This is a genomic window from Micromonospora sp., from assembly GCF_048594385.1.
GTDB lineage: Bacteria > Actinomycetota > Actinomycetes > Mycobacteriales > Micromonosporaceae > Micromonospora > Micromonospora wenchangensis.
On sequence record NZ_JBMDWU010000173.1, the window covers coordinates 1 to 18,387 of the forward strand.

An 18,387-nucleotide genomic window follows, 5' to 3' on the forward strand; every position below is an offset into this window, starting at 1 on the left:
GGGCGGCGTGGTCGACTACGTCGTCGGATCGCAGCCCGGTCCCGGTGTCTACTGCCTGGCCACCATCAGCGACCCGGTGCAGGAGCACTACCTGAACCTGTACAAGCTCGGTCAGGGCCCGCTGTACAGCTTCTACACCCCTTACCACCTCTGCCATTTCGAGGTGCCCACCAGCCTGGCCCGGGCGGTGGACTTCGCCGACGTGGTCATCGCGTCCGCGGGGGCGCCGCAGGTCGAGGTCGTCGCGACCGCCAAGACCGACCTGCCCGCCGGGACCGTCATCGACGCGCTGGGTGGCTACCACTCCTACGGCGAGTGCGAGCGGGCCGACGTCACCGCGTCCGAGCGCCTGCTGCCGATGGGGGTGGCCGAGGGCTGCACCCTGGTGCGGCCGGTGGCCAAGGATCAGACGCTGACCTATGACGACGTCGTGGTGCCCGAGGGGCGTCTCATCGACAAGCTCCGTCAGGAACAGGCGCAGGTGTTCGCGTGACGGACACGCTCGACGACGAGGTCGGTCCCGCCGAGGCGGCCGCCGGCGACGTACCCGCGCCGGGCGGTGACACGACCGGCGAGGCCAGTTACGAGGTCGTGCTGGTGACCTACCACAGCCGCGATCACGTGACCGGTCTGCTCGCCACCCTGGGCGACGGGGTGCCGGTGGCCCTGGTGGACAACTCTTCCGGCGCGGACGACGTCGCCGGTCTGTTCGCCGACCGTCCGGCCAGCCGCTGTCTGGACGGTGGCAACGTGGGGTTCGCGCGAGCCGCGAACCGTGGCGCCCGCACTTCGACGGCCGACTACCTGGTCTTCGTCAACCCGGACGCGCGGCCCACTCGGGCGGTCCTCGAGACACTGGTCGCCGATCTCGCGGCCGACCCCGGCCTGGGCAGCGTCGCGGCCGCCACCGTCAGCGAGCAGCAGCACATCGAGCTGGGGGTGGGCGGTTGGGAGCCGACCCCGATCCGCTGTCTGGCGTACGCCAGCGGGTGGCATCTGGTGCGTCCCCGGTCCGGCGTCTACGCACAACCGGCCGTGGGGGAGGACATCGAGCTCGGGTGGATCACCGGGGCTTGTCTGGCCGTCCGGCGCGAGACCTTCCTGCGTCTCGGCGGTTTCGACGAGCGCTACTTCGTCTACAACGAGGACATGGCTTTCGGCCGGGCGATCCGCGAGGCGGGCCTGCGGCAGCGGTTGCGCACCGATCTGCTAGTGCCGCACGCGACGAGCAGCTCGTCCGGCCCGGCCGTCGCCGGTGGCGGACTGCCCAAGATGCCGCAGCAGAAGGGCGCCTCCATGGCGTCCTATCTCGTCGACCACAACGGCCCGATCGCGGCGACGACGATGCGGGCGCTGTTGATGGCCGGGTTCCTGCCCCGGCTGGCCGTGGCCGTCGCCCGGCGCGACTCGACGGCCCGCCGCCATCACCTGGCCTACCTCAAGGGCCAGTGGACGCGGCGCTCGCCCTACCGTCCCTGACCGGGGGCGCACCGCTGACGGCCGCCGGCCGGGTCCGGAGACTCTCCGGACCTGGCCGTTCGCCGTTCCGTGGTCAGGAAACCGCGTCGGACCGGCGTAGTCGGCGCCAGGGCAGGATCGCCACCACCGCTGCGACCACACTGAGCAGATCGGCGAGATGTACGCCGTGGCGATAACTCAGGTCCAGCAGGATCGGCCCCTGGAACGGATGGTCCGGGAGGGGCCAGACCAGCGCACCGGCCAGCAGCAGCGCACGCCAGTACCACCGGCCGGTGCGGACCGTACCGACCGCCGCGACCACCATGACGACGAGAGCGCCGACGGCGATGGCGTCGGCTGCCGGGCCCCGGCGGGTGAGCGGGTCCAGGACCCCGAGGTCCGGCATGAGCCGACGGAACCATGACGGCAGCTCGAACCGGGGGCTCATCGGACCGACTCGGCCGGGCCCGGGGTCATCGCGGTACGGATGTCGAAGTCCTGCTCGGCGGCCCAGTCGGCGGCCCGCGCGGCCACTGCCCGCCAGTCCCGGCCCGGGCTCATGAACTCGGTCTCCAGGTGGCACGCCACGTTGGGATCGGCCGCATAGAGCAGGTGTCGGTCCCGGCGTCGGGTCAGCGACCGGAGTTGGAAGGCGACGCGGAACGGGGTGAAAACGGTGTTCGCCGCGACGGCACGCCAGCCCGAGTAGAACCGATTGCCGACCGGACCGAGGACCAGGTCGATCGGCCGGTAGGGGAGGCAGCCCTGGTAGACCAGGCACGTCTCGTGATCGAGCAACCGGTTCCGGTGCGGCACCATCCCTTGGCGGATGATGCCCATGTCCCGGCGCAGGGTTCCGATCCGCGCGCCGAAAGTGCTGGCCGTGCTGGGGACGTTGACCCAGGTGATGCCGTCGACGACCACTTCGGGGGCCGCCCGGAACGCGCTCGGCGCCCCCCAGGGCACCCCAGGTCCGAAGGCCGGATTGTTCGGTGTGGACGCGTACAGCGCGAAGTAGTGAGCCGACGGAATGGTCCGTGCCGCGGACCGCAGGCCGAGGAACGCCTCCGGTACGTGCAGATAGTCGTCCTCGCTGAAGTAGACGACGTCCTCGTCCGTCCAGCCCGCCCGGTCGGGTTCGGCCATCGCCGCGCGGTAGCTGCCACGCATCCCGGTAGGTCCGCCCGGGATGTCGACGACGATGCCGAGGGTCTCCACCAGAGCGCGGACGTCGGCGGGGATCGGGCCGTCAGCCAGCACGGTCACGTCGTACCCGCCGTTCGGATCGGCGGCCTGTGCGGTTCGCGCGGCCAGCAGGAAGGACGCCAGGCTCACCCGCTTGCCATAGAAATCCGGCCGGCCCTTCCGGTTCTCTCCGGCGTACAGGCGGTACACCAGGTGGACGCGGGGCGGCGTTCCGGACGCGGTGGGTTCGGGGCCGGTCACGGTGTCGTCTTCCTCCGGGTCGTGCGGGGACGGGGGGTCACTGGGATGTCTACGGTCTCGTCGTCGCCGGACGTGGCGACGTCCATCGGTTCCTGGCCGTCATCGAACGGGCGGTCGGCGACGGGAGGCGGGGTGGGCCCGTCGGTGGCGACTGGAGCGTCCTGCTCGCGGAGCACTCGTCGGACCCGCAGCGCCCAGAAGGGCAGCAGCACGATCTCGGTGAGGGCGATCGCCCAGGCAGCGCCGAGGCCCCCGGCCAGCGGCACCCCGATACCCATCAGCAGCACCAGCAGCGGCGCCTTGGCCGCGTTGATGCTGAAGGTCGCCTTGGCCCGGCCCATTCCGTAGAGAACGGCGGCCGGACCGGTGGCCAGCGCCGCGGCGATGGACAGCAGGCACATCGGCAGCAGAACGGATTGGGCCCCCGACCACGTGTCGCCCAGCAGGGCCCGGCCGATCGGGTCGGGGAGCAGCAGCACGATCGCGCTGTAGACGGTGGCGGCGAGACCCATCGCGCCCGAGACGGCCAGGCACAGGCGCGCGCGGCCGCGGGCGGACATGTCGGGGCGGCGGGCGATCTCGGGGACGGTGAATAGGAAGGCCGCCGTTCCGAGAATGCCCAGCGGCCCGAGGAGTACTTGCGCGGCCCGCAGTGCGCCGACGCCGGCCTCGTCTCCGGTGATGGCCACCCCGAGGATGCCGACCTGGGCCAGTCCCTGACCCAGCACGTACTCGGCGAGCAGGTAACCGGTGAGGCCGCGCTGCTTCCAGGTCCAGCGGACCGCCCCGGGGATGCGGGGCTCGGCCCGTAGCAGCCGGATTCCGACCAGTGCGGCGACGAGCGCCCCCAGGCCCCAGAAGGCGAGGGCCCACGCGATCGAATCGATGCCCAGGATCTGGGCGACGAGCAGGGCGGGGAAGAGCAGGGCCGCCCACAGGGCGTCGATGGCCGCGGCCCGGCGGGGATGTCCGCCGCTGAAGAAGGCCATTCGGCAGATGTCCTGGGCCAACAGCCCGGGCATGCAGACACCGAGGGCGAGGAAGGCCAAGCCGTACTGCCCGCCGACGAGGAAACCGACGAGTGCGGCCCCGGCGCCGGTCACTATCCCGAGCAGAACGGCGGCGCCCAGTGCCGACCGCAGCGCCGTGCGGAACTGTCGCGGCCCGGCGGCGGCGAACGAGATCTGCAACGGTTGACCGATGGATGCCCGGGCCACCTGCAGCACGATGGTGAAGACGAGGAATGCGGTGGAGAAGACGCCGAACGCATCGGCGTCGACGGACCGGGCGACGAGGATGGACAGGCCGAAGTTCGACAGCGCCGACAGGACCTGATCGACCACCGTCCAGCTGACCCGTCCGGCGATTCGCCGGACCCGGTCCGGTACCGGTGAGCGCATTCGGTCTCCCTGGGTGCTGCGGGTTGAAACTGCCTGTCGATCGGTGTCCGCCGGTCGCCCTTACCCGGCGGGCCGGGAGCTGGATCCGCCATCGCTCGACGGACCGGCGGGGCCCGGACGACACCGGGCGCAGCAGGCACTGCGACAACGATGGGGTGGGAGGCGCGGCCGATCGGTCGGTCGCCGACACGTACCGAGGCCGTTGCCCGATCGCAGTCGACCGGATCGGTCCATCTCTTCCGATACGGAAGCATACGTGGCCGGATGTGATCAGTCGACGCGGTCAACTGCCCCGAAAGGGTCGTCGTGCCCGCCATTCGGCTGTTCCAGCGAGGTTCGGGTCGTGACCTATCGCAACTTCCGGCCCAGGCGTTACCGGAAATGGCAACGCAATGGTGAGGCATCGACCACGTCGGACAACGCGGTTGGGTGGCTGCCCTTCGAGCTTCGGTGACCCGAGCGTCGCGCCGTCGAACCGCTGGGAGCGCGTAGGCCCGTCCGGGGCATCCCGACACCGGATGGAGTGGCCAGCCAGACGCTCTGATGCGGACCGGTTCCCCCATTCAGCCCAACGCTCGCGGCATTCGGCGCCCTGGGCGCCGTAGTGATCACATTGCGTAGCAGAATTCGCCCATGCATACTGTTTGAGACATTCGATTCCCCGGTTGCGGGAATCGCGGACACCATTCGTGTCGGCGCGGTTCGCACCGGCCCAGCGTGCCCCGGTGGGGTCTGTCCACCGATTGCCGTGAGTCCGCGGCTGCCCTGCGCCTCATCGACGAGACGCACCACCGACGGGAGTCATCCCGGATCGACACTGCCCGGGAAGGAAGACGTGCTGACCGTTCTCGCCGATCATCTGGCGAAAGCCCGTGCCGTCCTGGCCCCCGAGGTCTTCGATTACTACGCCTCCGGAGCCGGCGCCGAGACCACCCGGGACGAGGCATCCGCCGCGTGGAGCCGGTTCCGCCTACGCCCGTGGCCGCTGCGTGACGTGGCCTCGGTGGACACTTCCGTCGAACTCTTCGGTCAGCACTTCGCGACGCCGGTGGCCGTCGCGCCCTCGGCGTTCCACCAGCTCGCGGCTGACGGAGCGGAGTCGGCGAGCGGATCGGGCGCCGCAGCGGCCGGTTCGCTTTTCGTGCTGTCCACCCGCGCTTCCGTTCCGGTCACCGACTTCGGCACCCACATGCAGGGGCTGTCAGCGCCGTGGTGGTTCCAGGTTTACGTGATGCAGCAGCGTGACGTAACCCTGCGCATCGTCGAAGCCGCGGCCGCCGCCGGGGCTCGGGCGCTCGTCCTGACCGGCGACACTCCGTATGTCGGCCGTAAGCGAAAGGTGGCCGGGGTCCGGATCGCCGTGCCCGACGACGAGTTCCTCGTCAACGTCCGCCCCTACCTGCCCGAGGACATCCGCTCCGACAACGCCGCTGCCCGCGCCGCCGCCGCCCAGGATCCGAGCATCACACTCGAGACCATCGACTGGTTGAGCCGCGCGACCGGGCTGCCGGTGCTGGTCAAGGGTGTGCTCCGCGGCGACGCCGCCCAGGACTGCGTCGATGCGGGCGCTTCCGGGATCGTCGTCTCGAACCACGCCGGCCGGCAGCTGGACCGCGCGGTCCCGAGCGCCATGGCCCTGGCCGAGGTCGCCGCCGCCGTGGGCGACCAGGTTCCGGTGCTGGTGGACGGCGGGATCACCAGCGGCCTCGACGTTCTCGTCGCCCTGGCGCTCGGCGCGCGCGCCGTGATGGTCGGTCGACCGGTGCTCTGGGGCCTTGCCGCGGAAGGAGCCGCCGGGGTGACCTCCGCGCTGGACGCCCTGACCGAGGACCTGCGCCACAACCTCGCCCTGGCCGGGGTGACCCGTGCCGACGCCGTTCCACCGGACCTCGTCGTCCGAGCATGACCTGCCCCCCACCCCCCTGACACCCGACCCGCGACAGCCGACACCCGAGGGACACCATGACGACCACTGACAGCACGCGCCTCAACCCGGCCGACATCCCCGTCGTGATCCTCTGCGGAGGGATGGGGACCCGACTGCGGGAGGCCAGCGAGAAGCTGCCCAAGCCGCTCGTCGACATCGGCGGGAAGCCCATCCTGTGGCACATCATGAAGACGTACGAGGCCCACGGCTTCCGGCGCTTCATTCTGTGCCTGGGTTACAAGAGCGAGCTCATCAAGCGTCACTTCCTCGAGATGCGGGAGCAGGTCAACGATTTCACCCTGCACCTCGGGTCCCAGCAGCCCCCGGTCTTCCACGACGAGACGCTCGAGGAGAACTGGGAGGTCACCTTCGCCGAGACGGGTCTGGAGACCGGCACCGGTGGCCGCATCCGCCGCATCCGCAAGTACCTGGGGGACGCGCCGACCTTCGCGCTGACCTACGGCGACGGCATCGGGGACGTCAACCTCACCGCACAGCTGCAGCAGCACCTGGAGTCCGGCCGGACCGCCACGGTCACCGGCGTCCACCCGACCAGTCGCTTCGGCGAGGTGCACGTCGACGAGGCCGCGAAGCAGGTGGTCGAGTTAAACGAGAAGCCGACACTGGCCACCGGCTGGGTGTCAGGTGGCTTCTTCCTGTTCCAGCGGGAGTTCGCCGACCGCTACCTCGACGACGAGCCCAGCCTGCTGCTCGAGCAGGCGCCGCTGCAGCAGGTCGCCCGGGATGGTCAGCTCGGCATCTTCGCCCACGAGGGCTTCTGGGCCGGGATGGACACCTTCCGTGACTGGACCGATCTGAACAAGCGGTGGGACAACGGCGAGGCGGCATGGAAGGTCTGGAAGGACTGACCCGCCGCCCCTGATCGTCGCGCCGCCGCAACGGCGCGGCGATCGTCCGACCGTTCGACGACCCGCCCGGGCCCCACCGGCGCCCCCGCCGGATTCCGGCCCCCAGAAAGTGAGCCAGCACCGTCATGACCACGACCAATCCGAGATCCGCCCGGTCGGGTTCCCTCCGCCCCCGGACCCAGCAGGAGTCCGAGGCGCAGAGCCGCGGCAGCCGACCGCGCCACGGCACGGCGGAACGGTCGTCGGACGAGCAGGCGGCGACGCCCCCGAACCGGCATTCCGACAGCGACGTGATCGAGTACGCCGCGCTGCCGCCGACCGGTCTGCTGCTGGCCCGGCCGGTTCTGCTGCTGGTCTGCGCGATCATCGGTGCGGTCATCGGGTTGCTGGCCACCGGCAACGGCGGCTACAAGGCCACCGCCACCCTGGAGTTCAACACCAACTCGCAGGACAGCAACGTGACCAAGCAGACCGGTCAGACGCTGGCCCGAACGTCGTCGGCCCAGGCGGTCCTGAACGAGGCCGCCACTGGTCTGAACACCACGGCGGGCGATCTGGCCGGCCGGGTCACCTCCGAGTGGCAGGCGGACACCCGCTTGGTCGACGTGACCGTGACCGCGACGGATCAACAGGCCGCCGTCGATGCAGCGAACGCGGTGGCCAACACCGTCATCCGCATCACCCAGGCCACCCAGCAGGCCGCCCTCACCAGCGCGCTGGCCAACTCCAATGCGGTCCTGAGTGCGTCGCCGCTGACCCAGACCGCGGCCGAGGACGCCCGACAGGCCCAGATCGGTGCGGCGCTCGGCCTCCGTCAGGACGCGATCATCGGCGACTCCGGCGCGTTGACGATCGCCGATCCTGCCGTCGAGGCGAGCACTGCGGGGCTGTCCCGCGCCCTGGGCGCGGCGGTCGGGCTGGCTGCCGGGCTACTGCTCGGTGGGCTCGCCGCTCTGCTGCTGGGGTTGCGCGGGCTGCGGGTGACCTCCGGACGTACCGTTCGGGCTCTGCTGCCCGACACCGAGATCGCCTCCGAGGGCCAGGTCGCGAAGCTCGCCGGTGAATTCGTCGAGACCGGCGCCAGCACCCTCGCCGTGGTCGCCACCGCCGGGACGCTGCCGCAGAGCAAGAAGCTGGCCGACGAGCTGGGGGCGTTCCTCCGGGCTCACGGCCGCACCGTCACCGTGGTCGGACCCGAACGGGTCGCCGATCGCGCCACCGCGCTCGCTCTGCTTGGGCGGGACGTTCGCACCGACGTCCCCGGCCAGGTCGGGACGGACATCCTCGTTCCGGTCGTGCCGGCCGACAGCGACGCCGCCGCCCTGCTCGAGGGGCAGTCGGATCTGCGGGCGCTGATCGTCGTCCGCCGCCGCCGCACCTTCGTCAGCCGCGCCCTGCAGGCGCTGACCTCCTTCGCCCGGGCCCGGCCGAGCCTGGTCCTCGCGAAGTGAGCCGGTGACTACCACCGTGACCGGGTACCGCCCGGCCGGGCTCCGCGCTCGTGCCGCGTCGCCCGGCACCGGTGCCCTGGCACCGAGTTCGAACGAGGTGCGGTCGGCCCGCTGGGTCGCCGGGCTGTTCGTCCTCGTGGTGCTGCTGCAACGGTTCGGCATCCCCGGGGTTCCCAACCTGGGCGTGTTGACCGGGGTCATCGTGGTCTGGGTCGCGGTCGCGGGTCTGCGCGGGGTCGTCAGCTTCGACCGCAGTCGGCTGATCTGGTGGCTGGCCGCCATGGGCATCACCGGGGCCTTCATGTTCGTCCAGCACCTGTTGGTCGCGCAGGCTGACATCAGCGTCCAGGCCTGGGCTCTCGTGCTGGTGGTCTGGCTACCGTTCACCGCTCGGCTGGTGCACCGCGGCCCGGCGGCCTACCTGCAGATGCTGCGCTACTCCTGCACCGTGAGCACCGTGCTGGCCCTGGCCACCATCGCGATGGTCGGCAGCCAGTTGCTCGGCGTGCGGTACGTCGACTGGTTCGCCCGGATCGTGCCGGCGGCGTTCCAGCTCGAAGGCTTCAACACGGTGACCCCGATCATCTACGGCTCGCCGATCTCCAAGGGCAATGCCTGGATCGGCATTGAGCCGTCGGTCACCTCGGCGCTGATCGGACTCGGTTTGCTAGCGGGTCTGCTGTGCGGGGTGCGGGTCTGGCAGGTGGTCGTGCTCATCGTCGGTCTGGTCGCCACCGTGTCCGGGTCCGGCATCGTCATCGCCATCGTCGGGGTGGTGGTCATGCTGCTCAGCCGCTCCCGCCGCATGCTCTCCCGCTACTGGTTCCTCGCCGTGCTGACCGTGGTGACCATGACTTTCACCCAGCTCGGGTCCCTGTTGCTGAGCCGCTCGACCGAGCTGCGGTCGGATAACTCTTCGGCTTCTCTCCGCGCCATCCAGCCGTACGAGTACCTGTGGCCACGATGGATCTCCGATCCGTTCGGTGTCGTCCTCGGCTACGGGCCCGGCTCGGCGCAGAAGGCGGTCACCGACTCGAACATCCTGGGGCTGCTGGTGCCGAGCCCTATCAAGGTGTTCTTCGAGTACGGGCTGCTGGCCGGCATCGTGCTTGCGGCTTTCCTGCTGCTCTGCTATTGGGGCGGCCCCAGCAGGGCCATGTCGCTGGCGTTGCTGCTCTCGCTCTGGCTGTTGCAGCCCGGCGTGACCACGGCCGTGTTCGTCGCACCCGTGCTGATCTTCGTGACCCTGTGGTCACCGCGCTCCGGCCCGGTGATCGAAAACCTGGTCCCGTTGCAAGACCGGCCGTCACCCGGCTCGAACCTGGCGGTCATCCGGACGCCTGAGCCCGTCGACGACGGGCCCGAGATCTCCTGAACCCGCACTGATCCCACCGTCCGGCACCTGCCGCGCCGCGTGGCGACAGTGCACAGACCCCGCTGTCCCCGACCATCTGGCCAGCCGTTCACCGGATGAGCCAGGAGAAGCCGGAGTCACACCATGCCACGTACCTGGGCGACGGCAACCGCCGTCGGCGGAGTCGGGCTCGTCACCGCCACCCACCTCGGATATCCCCTCGCTGCCCGCATCGCCGCCGCTCGGGTCGACGGCTCATCTGTGGGCCCGACACCCGATGGCGGGGCGGGGGAATCACCGGCTGACCCGACGCCGATGGTCACCGTCCTGGTGCCGGCCCACAACGAGGCTGCGTTCATCGCGCGCAAGATCGCCGACTCGCTCGCCCAGGACTACCCGGCCGATCGGCTCGAGATCCTCGTGGTCGACGACGGGTCGGCGGACGGCACCGCCGAACAGGCCGCGCGCTGCGGTGACCCTCGGGTCCGGGTCGTACAGCAGAGCGAACGTCAGGGCAAGAGCGCCGCGCTGAACCGCGGCGTGCGGGAGGCCCGGGGCGAGATCGTCGTCTGCACCGACGCGAACGGCTCACTCGCCCCCGCATCCGTGCGAGCGGTCGTCGCCGCCTTCGACCACCCGGACGTCGCGGTGGTCAGCGGCCGCAAACTCCCGATCGGTGACGGGGCCCATGGTGGTGGCGAGTCCGCGTACTGGCGGTACGAATCCGCGCTGAAGGGATTCGAGGGCCGGCTGGGCACGGTCGTCGGTGCGGACGGCGGGATCTTCGCTGTCCGACGTTCGCTGTTCCGCGACATCCCTCCGGGCATCTTCGCCGACGACTTCTGGATCCCCATCGACGCTCTCAGCCGCGGCTACCGAGTGCGGCAGGCGAACGACGCCTGCGCCTTCGAGCGGACGTCGAAGTCCAAGCGGGACGATTTCGAACGTCGCCAGCGGATCGCGGCGGGGATCTGGCAGGTGTCCCTGCGACACCTGCACCTGGCTGATCCGCGCCGCGGGTGGACGGCGGTCGCCTTCACCTGGCACCGACTGATGCGGTCCATCGCGGTTCCGATCGCGCTGCCGGTCATCCTGGTCACGTCCTGGCTGTCGGCCCGCTCGGGGAACCGGGTCAGCCGGGCCCTGCTGGCCGCCCAGGCGGCCGCGTACACGGCGGCCGCTGCCGGCGCCATGGCCAACGCCAAGCCCTTCGCCGTGCCGTACCAGTTCGCGATGTCGAACGTCGCGGCGCTCGGCGGCGGCTACCGGCATCTGACTCGCCGGCAGACCGGTCTGTGGAAGCAGACGGCCCGGGGAGACTGGCACCCGGCCGCGCCGGGTGTCGAGCCGGGTGCCGGCGAGCCCGCGATCGCGATGACCGCACACAGTGACCCAGAGCCCACGCCTGGGGCGCCGCGGCTGCCCCGGCAATCGACGCGCGACCTCGCCGGATGACCCGCCCGGAGGGGGCAGCGGCCCGGTCTTCCGGCCGCTGGCTCGCCGTCGCCGAGGAGGAGTTCGTCCCCGTCAATGCCGGTGGGCGGGTGGAGACCATCAACATGCTGAGGGCCGCGCAGGCCACTGGCCTGGACCTTCACGTCGTCGTGCCGGGGGCGATGAGCCCGCAGTCGCGGCTCGCCCACCGGGCCGCGCTACCGGGCGTGGAGATGGACTTCATCCCGCGTCGCACCGGATGGCGGGCCAACCTCCATCTCACGCCCTACCTGTTCGCGTCCCGTCCGTTGCCGGCGGGTCTGCTGGACCGACTGCGTCGGCGGCACGCGGAGAATCCCTACACCGCCGTCTTGGCGATCAGCTACCGAACCGCGCCGCTGAGCATCGCGATCGCCCGCGCCCTGGGACTGCCGCTGCTCGTGCGGCCGCACAACGTCGAGTCCCAGTACTTCGCGACCCTGGCCGGTACCTCGCGCTTCCCGCGAAACCTGCCCTACCTGGCTGAGTCGTTCAAGTTGCGCCGGGCTGAGGCCGGCATCCACGCCGACCCGACCGTCACCGCCTTCGCGGACATCGGCGAACGGGACGCCGCCTGGCGGCGGGAGCGGACGGATCGGCCGGTGGTCTTCGTCCCGCCGTTCGTCGGCACCATCGGCAGCACGGACGACCGGGACGGTGACGACGGAGAGGACCTGGTCTGCACGTCCGGTGAGCTCACCCTGCTCTTCCTGGGGGCTCTTGATTTCGTCAACAACATCGATGGCATCCGCTGGTTCGTCCAGCGGTGTTGGCCGGCCCTGCGAGAAGGGGTGGACGGGCGCCCCGTGCGGCTCCGGGTGGTCGGACGGAACGCCTCGGCGGCGCTGGTGGCCGAACTGACCGCCGCCGGTGCTGAGGTGCTCGTCGATGTCCCGCGGGTCGATCCGTACCTGCGAGCCGCGGACGTGTTCGTCAACCCGGTGCGTTCCGGAGCCGGGGTCAACATCAAGATGATCGAGGCGATGTCGGCGGCGCTGCCCGTGGTGTCGACGAGTACCGGAGCCCGTGGGTTGCCCTGGCGCGACGGGACGGAACTCGCGATTGCCGATGAGGCCGGGGATTTCGTCGCAGCGGTCCGTGCGCTGCTCGTCGACGCCGACCGGCGGGCCGAGATGTCCTCGGCGGCCTCGGAATTCGTCCGGACCGTCCTCGACCCCGTCGCCCAGATGCAGCGCATGCGGTCCGCGGTCGGCGACTGAGTCGCGCCGGACGGTGCGACGGGCCCCGGGGACTGCCTCCCCGGGGCCCCGTTCACATGGGCTACTGGTGCGTCGGCACTGGGGCCAGACCGAACACCTCGTCGTAGCGGGCCATGACCACGCGGCGGGAGAAGGTGCGGTCGAAGTAGGCCGCGGCGGCCTTGGACAGCAGATCATTCTCGCTGCGCACGCTCATCTCGGCCAGCAGCTCGGGCCACTGGTCGAGATCGTCGGCCACGAGGCATCCGTCCCGCCCGTCGGTGTGGATGTCGATGCCGTCGACCCCCAGGCGCGTCGTCAGCACCGGGACGCCGCGGGCCAGGGTGTCCAGCATCTTGATCTTGATGCCGGTCCCGAACCGCAGAGGCGCGACCGACGCGGTCACCCGGGCGAAGACGGGCTCGAGATCGGCGACGAAGCCCTCCAGTCGGACCTGATCGCCGAACCGCGCGGCCAGCTCCTGCAACCGGGGCGAGGCGCCGCTGCCGATGACCCGCAGCACGACGCCCGGGAGGCGTTCGACCAGCTGCGGCATGACGGCCGTCAGGAACGTGGTGATCGCATCCTCGTTGTGAGGGATGTTGAGCCGCCCCAGGAAAAGCAGCTCGGGCGGGTTGACCGGATCCCGATGCACCGGGGTGACCTCGGGCAGCAGCCCGCTGATGCCCCGGACGGCTTGGGTACCCGCCCGCTCGCGCAGCACCCGGACCTCGTTGGGGTTGACCAGCAGACTGGTGTCGAACCGGCGGGCCATCTCGATCTCGCGGCGGCGGATACGGTCCCGCTCCATCTTCAGCACCCGCCGATAGACGGCGGGTCGGCGGACCAGGGCTCGGAGCGGACCCGGCACGTTGGTCGCGAACTCCCCGAGGGGGTCGATGTGCACCTCGTTGTCGCGGTCGAAGGCGAGCATGCGCTCGTACCGCAGCGAGAACAGGTCGTCCAGGTAGAGGAAGCGCCGAGCCGGTTCGTCATCCGTCCCCCGGGTCGTCGGGGCGTGCTGACCCATCCGCAGGGTGTCGTACACCTCGATCGTCGGTCGCAGCCACGCGATGAGCGCCTGGATCTGCTCACGCAACGCCGGGGAGCCGAGCATGGCCTCCTGGGCCGTGTACGACCGGTCGCGGGCCAGGCGGCCGACGAGGGTGCCGAGCTGACCTACCGTGCTCGGCGGGTCGAGGCGGTGGGCGACGCCGGCGAACTCGGGTCGGGCGACGCCGCGCGCACCCAGCAGGGTGTAGTGGACGTTGTCGGCGCCGAGGCGGTCGACGAAATAGTCGAGCAGGCCGCTCAAGACCATGCGCTTGCCATTGTCCACCGGGACCGGGGGAGCGGTGCTGATGATCAGAACTCGTTGCCTCAACGGCGATCTCCTTCGTGCGGCATGTCTTTCGCCCCGACTCACCTAGTGATGGTGCGCAGGAGGTCCTGCACCTGTTGGTCCTGGTCGATGCCCGGGCTGCCGCATTCACCGACGGTCGTCCCGGGTTGCCAAGCCCACGCGAAGGCACCGACGTATCCGTCGATGCCGATGTAGGCCTCGGCCTTCTCGCGGACCCGATCAGCCCGCTTGGCGATGTCCGCCTCACACCCGGCGGCGTCCTGGGTGAAGTCGATGACGCCGAACTCGCCCACGATGACCGGCTTGCCGGCCGAGTTCTCCCGAGTGGGCAGACCGAGGTGGGACTCGCCCTCGGTGAAGTCGTACTCGTGCAGCGAGACGATGTCGACGCCCGGGGACTCACTGAGTTGTCGGAAGTTGTCGGTGCCGCCCACCGCGTAGGGCGCCAGCGTGCCGGACGAGAACAATCGGTCCGGGTCGACCGCGGTGGCGATCGGGTGCATGCGGTCGATGAAGTCGAGCAGGCCGCCGTCCTGCCAGCCTGGTTCGTTGAAGTACTCGAACCAGGCGACGGTCGGGTTACCTCGGTAGCGCTCGAGCAGGGACGTCATGTGGTCGATGTAGGACTGCTCGCGGGACTGATCGCGGAACCAGTCCGCGGTCTTCTTGTCCTCGCCGCAGTCGGCCAACGCGTTGTCCAGGGTGATCGTCACGTAGATGTTGTTGCGCTCGGCGGCGGCGATGGCGGCGTCGAGACGTTCGACGTCCCACCCGTCGAAGAAGAACAGACGTACCGCGCCATGACCGTCATGGCGCATCGACGCGAACCAGGCGTCGACTTGCTCGGTGGTCATCAGTTCCTGGGGGAGCCCGCAGTTGCCCGACCAGGTGAACGAGTTGTAGCCCAGGAACCACCAGGGCACGCCGCCCCGCAGGATCTGGTTGCCCTGCACGGTGATCGGCGGCATTCCTTGGGGCGGGGTGGTGGTCTCCGCGACCGTGGGCGTCGCCGGCGCCGCGGTGGACGCGGCAGGTTCCTGGACGATCGGAGCCGCTTCGTCGCGACCACCGGCGGCCCGCACGACGACGGCGACCAGCACAGCGACCACGATCAGCGCAATCACGACGGGCCACCGAGATCGACGGCGCCCCCGCGGTGGCGGTTTCTGACCCGCTGTTGCGGTTTGCTCACTCATAGTCACCAGCTGACGCGATCGCCCGACCCTGTTCGGGGGACTCGGAGGTCGGGGTCGGCATGTAGTCCTCTCGCTGGTGGTGGTCTCGATGACCGCTGGAGCGGGCGGATGGCAGCAGACGCGGCGCGAGGTCTCCGATGACCGTCAACGGCGCGAAAAGGTCAAAATTCGACCGAGTGCTGACTACTCTAACATTACGTCAGATACTCCATTCGTGTCATTTTGCGCCCTCACTGCTCGCGAACGGGTCTATTCCTCACCCTCGGAAGCTGAGCGGGTCGGCCGAACGGCGGGCGACCGGCTGGTTCCACTCGACTCGTCGGTCGAGCGGGTGTGCCCGGACTCACCCACGGCGTGCCGCTCGTGCCGGATGCACCGCGACCCTGGCCCCAGGTCCACGGGCGGTCTACTCTTACGTACGAGGAGACTTGACCGTGAGTGACAGGGGGACGACATGGTTGCCACGCGTGCCGGCGCGTCCAGTCGGCCCGGGGTCGGCGGCCTGAAGGAGTTCGCGCCCACTGCCCGCCCGGGCTCGGTGGCCGTCCAGTTCGCCCCTCGCGCCAACAGCGTCAACGCCCTGCGATTGGCCCTGGCCGGGCTCGTCCTGCTTTCCCACACCCTGACCCTGGCCGGCGGCCGTGAACCACTCGGCGAGCTGACGGGCGGCGTCGTCGATCTCGGTACGGTCGCCGTGGATGGGTTCTTCGCGCTCAGCGGGTTCCTCATCGCACGCAGCTTCGTCACGTCGCCCTCGGTTGGACGATTCCTCTGGCGCCGTGCGCTGCGGATCCTGCCGGGCTTCTGGGTCTGCCTCGTCGTCTCTGTCGTGGTCATCCTCCCCGTGGCTCACCTGCTGGAATACGGCACGCTGGTCGGTTACCCGCTCACCGGGCCGGACTCGGTCCTCGGCTACCTCGTCACCAATGCCGGGCTGTACATCGACCAGTTCACCGTTCGCGGCCTGTACGACGGTTCCGCGGTCAACGGATCGCTTTACACATTGTTCTATGAGTTCGCGTGCTACCTGGGGGTGGCCGTCGCCGGCGTTCTGGGTCTGGTGCACCGTCGTCGCGCGGTCATGCTCGCGGTCGGCGCGGTGCTGACCGCGGTCGCGGCAGCCGACGTCCTCACGGCCGGCGCCTTCACCGGCGACAGCGTGGTGCGGTGGCTGTTCCTACGACTCGGCCTGATGTTCGTTGCCGGCGTGGTGCTGTACCAATGGGCGGACCGGATCCCGCTGCGCGGGGCCGGAGCGGGGGCCGCCGCGGCGCTGCTGGCCGGGGCACTGGCCGCCGCGTCCGCCTTCGGACAGGATCCACAGTCGCGAGCCGCGTACCTCGCGCTGGCCCCGGCGGCCGTCGCGTACCTGATCCTGTATCTCGGTGCCCGACCAGGCCTGCGGAGGGTCGGCGCACGACGCGACCTGTCATACGGGCTCTACATCTACGCCTGGCCCGTCCAGGTCACGTTGCTCCTCGTGGGAGCGGCCCAGTGGCCGGTCGTCGTGTACCTGACGACGGCCACAGTCATCAGCCTGGGCATGGCGTGGCTGAGTTGGATTGCGGTGGAACAACCGGCGCTGGGCCTGAAGTCGTGGACACCGTCGCTCTTGACCCGAAAAGAGGATGGTCGCGCATCGACCCGATCGGCTGCCCCGACTGAGCGGCGTCGAATCAGCTCGCGTCGCGTCCCCGACTGACCTCCTCGCGCAAACGGGCGACGAACTCTTCGACCTCCTGGATCTGTTGGTGCAGCTGCGCCAGACGCCGTTCGGCCAGTTCGGTGTACCGCTCGAGGTCGCCGACCACCTTGGTCGCCGTGTCCGCATCGGGCACCGCGCTGGTGCGCGGCCAGACCAACCCCCGGTCGCCCCCAGCGGTCGCGCCGGGCCCACCGTCGATCACGGGGGCGGTCTCCGGCGGACGCGTTTCCCCGGAAGCCAGCACGCTGTCCCGCAACTCCAGCAACTCGCGCATCTGCTCGAGAGTGAAGTTGAGCGGCTTCATGTAGCGCAGCAGACGGATGCGGGCAATGTCCTCGTGGGAGTAGAGGCGGAAACCGCCGCGGCTGCGGGCGCTCGGGCTGACCAGTCCGATGTCCTCCCAGTGCCGGATGGTGCGGACCGACAGGTCGGTGCGGGTCGCCACCTCGCCGATCTGCAGCAGACCCTCCGACGGGACGGCCGAGGTCAGGGGCGCGGGCATCCAGCCATCTTGCCGCATCCGCGTCGCCTGACATCCCATCTCCCACACAGCCGGGGTCGCTCCGCCTACGCTGGGCCCGCCGCAGGAGACGGCCCCCGTAGCCCAACGGCAGAGGCAGGCCCCTTAAAAGGGTCACAGGTGTGGGTTCGAATCCCACCGGGGGCACCGTGTTGCCGGCCGGGCCGCGTCACGGAGGGATGACGCGGGGTCAGCCCGTTCGAACCGGCCGACTCGACGAACTGCCCTGATCGGGTGATGTCGACCCTTCTGGGGCCCGATGTCTTGACGGAAGGTCACCGACATCCGCGATGATGTGAGCCCCGAGGAGCCAGGCGTCGTTGGCTTCTCCTCTGCTGGACGGGCCCGCTCGATGACCCATTTCGCCGCCCCCACCGTGCTGCCGACCCGGCGCCTGCGCCGGATGCCGTCGTTGGACGGCGTCCGCACCATCGCCGTCATCTTCACGTCGTTGATCCATCTGGCACCGAACGCGGTCCCCGGCGGGTTCATCGGCGTCGACATGTTCTTCGTGCTGAGCGGCTTCCTGATCACCAGCCTGCTCATCGGCGAATGGGACCGGTACGGCCGCATCCCCCTCGGTCGCTTCTACGTCCGGCGCGCCCGCCGACTGCTGCCCGCCGTGCTGCTCCTGGGCCTGGTCTTCACGGTCACAGCGGTGCTGCTCGACCATTCGACGCGCAACCTGGTCGTCACGGCCGTCGCCGACGCCGGGCTCCTGAGTTACACCTTAAACTGGGCGGGCGTCCTGCAGCACGACGTGCCCTGGCAGGTCGACCACCTGTGGTCGCTGTCCGTGGAGGAACAGTTCTACCTGCTGTGGCCGATGGCGCTGATCGTCCTGCTCCCACGGGTCCGGCGCACGACGCTGATGTGGATCACGGGCCTCGCCGCCGCCGGTTCGGTGCTCCTGCAGGCCGTCTCGTTCCTGGCCTGGCACTCGGTGAACATCAGTTACCTGGCCAGCCCCCTGCGCGCGGAGGGCATCCTGCTCGGCTGTCTGCTCGCCCAGTGGTACTGCTGGCG

At 70.1% G+C, this 18,387-nt stretch carries 16 protein-coding genes and 1 tRNA gene; 11 read left to right on the top strand and 6 right to left on the bottom strand.

The window, feature by feature from the left end; all coding sequences use genetic code 11:
* The coding region (locus ACOJTC_RS09030; protein ID WP_420116494.1) for an SAF domain-containing protein at window positions 1–493 on the top strand (493 nt) is incomplete at its 5' end.
* Complete coding sequence (locus ACOJTC_RS09035; protein ID WP_420116495.1) at window positions 490–1,479, top strand: glycosyltransferase; 990 nt, start codon at window positions 490–492, stop codon at window positions 1,477–1,479. The genes ACOJTC_RS09030 and ACOJTC_RS09035, both read left to right, overlap by 4 nt.
* A gap of 73 nt (window positions 1,480–1,552) precedes the next feature.
* Here ACOJTC_RS09035 and ACOJTC_RS09040 read toward each other — a convergent pair whose 3' ends face one another.
* The 3 genes from ACOJTC_RS09040 to ACOJTC_RS09050 form a co-directional block, all read right to left on the bottom strand.
* The gene (locus tag ACOJTC_RS09040; RefSeq protein WP_420116496.1) at window positions 1,553–1,906 is read right to left on the bottom strand and encodes a hypothetical protein; all 354 of its coding nucleotides are present in this window, start codon (window positions 1,904–1,906) and stop codon (window positions 1,553–1,555) included.
* Complete coding sequence (locus ACOJTC_RS09045) at window positions 1,903–2,793, bottom strand: hypothetical protein (RefSeq protein ID WP_420116497.1); 891 nt, start codon at window positions 2,791–2,793, stop codon at window positions 1,903–1,905. The genes ACOJTC_RS09040 and ACOJTC_RS09045 overlap by 4 nt, the downstream gene beginning before the upstream one ends.
* Window positions 2,794–2,900: 107 nt before the next feature.
* Complete coding sequence (locus tag ACOJTC_RS09050) at window positions 2,901–4,304, bottom strand: hypothetical protein (protein ID WP_420116498.1); 1,404 nt, start codon at window positions 4,302–4,304, stop codon at window positions 2,901–2,903.
* Window positions 4,305–5,139: 835 nt separating this feature from the next.
* On the opposite strand from ACOJTC_RS09050, the gene ACOJTC_RS09055 reads away from it, so the two are divergent.
* From ACOJTC_RS09055 to ACOJTC_RS09080, 6 genes are all read left to right on the top strand, one after another.
* A complete protein-coding gene (locus ACOJTC_RS09055) occupies window positions 5,140–6,210 on the top strand; it encodes an alpha-hydroxy acid oxidase (RefSeq protein ID WP_420116499.1) in 1,071 nt (356 codons plus the stop codon).
* A gap of 56 nt (window positions 6,211–6,266) precedes the next feature.
* Window positions 6,267–7,100: a glucose-1-phosphate cytidylyltransferase gene (locus tag ACOJTC_RS09060; RefSeq protein ID WP_420116500.1), complete on the top strand. Its 834-nt coding sequence runs from the start codon at window positions 6,267–6,269 to the stop codon at window positions 7,098–7,100.
* A 125-nt stretch (window positions 7,101–7,225) separates the two neighbouring features.
* Window positions 7,226–8,551, top strand: a complete 1,326-nt coding sequence (locus ACOJTC_RS09065; protein WP_420116501.1) for a hypothetical protein — start codon at window positions 7,226–7,228, stop codon at window positions 8,549–8,551.
* Window positions 8,552–8,555: 4 nt separating this feature from the next.
* Window positions 8,556–9,926, top strand: a complete 1,371-nt coding sequence (locus ACOJTC_RS09070; protein WP_420116502.1) for a hypothetical protein — start codon at window positions 8,556–8,558, stop codon at window positions 9,924–9,926.
* Window positions 9,927–10,220: 294 nt separating this feature from the next.
* Window positions 10,221–11,360: a glycosyltransferase family 2 protein gene (locus ACOJTC_RS09075; RefSeq protein WP_420116503.1), complete on the top strand. Its 1,140-nt coding sequence runs from the start codon at window positions 10,221–10,223 to the stop codon at window positions 11,358–11,360.
* A gap of 89 nt (window positions 11,361–11,449) precedes the next feature.
* Complete coding sequence (locus tag ACOJTC_RS09080; protein WP_420116504.1) at window positions 11,450–12,598, top strand: glycosyltransferase; 1,149 nt, start codon at window positions 11,450–11,452, stop codon at window positions 12,596–12,598.
* A gap of 61 nt (window positions 12,599–12,659) precedes the next feature.
* Here the strand turns inward: ACOJTC_RS09080 and ACOJTC_RS09085 are convergent, their stop codons facing one another.
* Together ACOJTC_RS09085 and ACOJTC_RS09090 are read right to left on the bottom strand one after the other, a co-directional pair.
* On the bottom strand, window positions 12,660–13,961 hold the full coding sequence (locus tag ACOJTC_RS09085; RefSeq protein ID WP_420116505.1) for a glycosyltransferase family 4 protein: 1,302 nt from the start codon (window positions 13,959–13,961) through the stop codon (window positions 12,660–12,662).
* A gap of 38 nt (window positions 13,962–13,999) precedes the next feature.
* The gene (locus ACOJTC_RS09090) at window positions 14,000–15,064 is read right to left on the bottom strand and encodes a cellulase family glycosylhydrolase (protein WP_420116506.1); all 1,065 of its coding nucleotides are present in this window, start codon (window positions 15,062–15,064) and stop codon (window positions 14,000–14,002) included.
* A gap of 526 nt (window positions 15,065–15,590) precedes the next feature.
* Between ACOJTC_RS09090 and ACOJTC_RS09095 the strand changes: the two genes are divergently transcribed.
* Window positions 15,591–16,838, top strand: a complete 1,248-nt coding sequence (locus ACOJTC_RS09095; protein ID WP_420116507.1) for an acyltransferase family protein — start codon at window positions 15,591–15,593, stop codon at window positions 16,836–16,838.
* On the opposite strand, the gene ACOJTC_RS09100 is transcribed toward ACOJTC_RS09095, so the two are convergent.
* Complete coding sequence (locus ACOJTC_RS09100; protein WP_420116508.1) at window positions 16,813–17,343, bottom strand: MerR family transcriptional regulator; 531 nt, start codon at window positions 17,341–17,343, stop codon at window positions 16,813–16,815. The genes ACOJTC_RS09095 and ACOJTC_RS09100 overlap by 26 nt on opposite strands.
* A gap of 91 nt (window positions 17,344–17,434) precedes the next feature.
* Between ACOJTC_RS09100 and ACOJTC_RS09105 the strand changes: the two genes are divergently transcribed.
* Together ACOJTC_RS09105 and ACOJTC_RS09110 are read left to right on the top strand one after the other, a co-directional pair.
* Window positions 17,435–17,508: transfer RNA gene (locus tag ACOJTC_RS09105), tRNA-Leu, on the top strand.
* A 205-nt stretch (window positions 17,509–17,713) separates the two neighbouring features.
* A partial coding sequence (locus ACOJTC_RS09110) for an acyltransferase family protein (RefSeq protein ID WP_420116509.1) occupies window positions 17,714–18,387 on the top strand: 674 nt, incomplete at its 3' end.

Coding starts and splice junctions, on each gene's coding strand:
- ACOJTC_RS09075 (WP_420116503.1), top strand. CDS start 10,221: ATGGTCACCGTCCTGGTGCCGGCCCACAACGAGGCTGCGTTCATCGCG.
- ACOJTC_RS09100 (WP_420116508.1), bottom strand. CDS start 17,343: ATGCCCGCGCCCCTGACCTCGGCCGTCCCGTCGGAGGGTCTGCTGCAG.
- ACOJTC_RS09065 (WP_420116501.1), top strand. CDS start 7,226: ATGACCACGACCAATCCGAGATCCGCCCGGTCGGGTTCCCTCCGCCCC.
- ACOJTC_RS09040 (WP_420116496.1), bottom strand. CDS start 1,906: ATGAGCCCCCGGTTCGAGCTGCCGTCATGGTTCCGTCGGCTCATGCCG.
- ACOJTC_RS09050 (WP_420116498.1), bottom strand. CDS start 4,304: ATGCGCTCACCGGTACCGGACCGGGTCCGGCGAATCGCCGGACGGGTC.
- ACOJTC_RS09095 (WP_420116507.1), top strand. CDS start 15,591: ATGGTTGCCACGCGTGCCGGCGCGTCCAGTCGGCCCGGGGTCGGCGGC.
- ACOJTC_RS09060 (WP_420116500.1), top strand. CDS start 6,267: ATGACGACCACTGACAGCACGCGCCTCAACCCGGCCGACATCCCCGTC.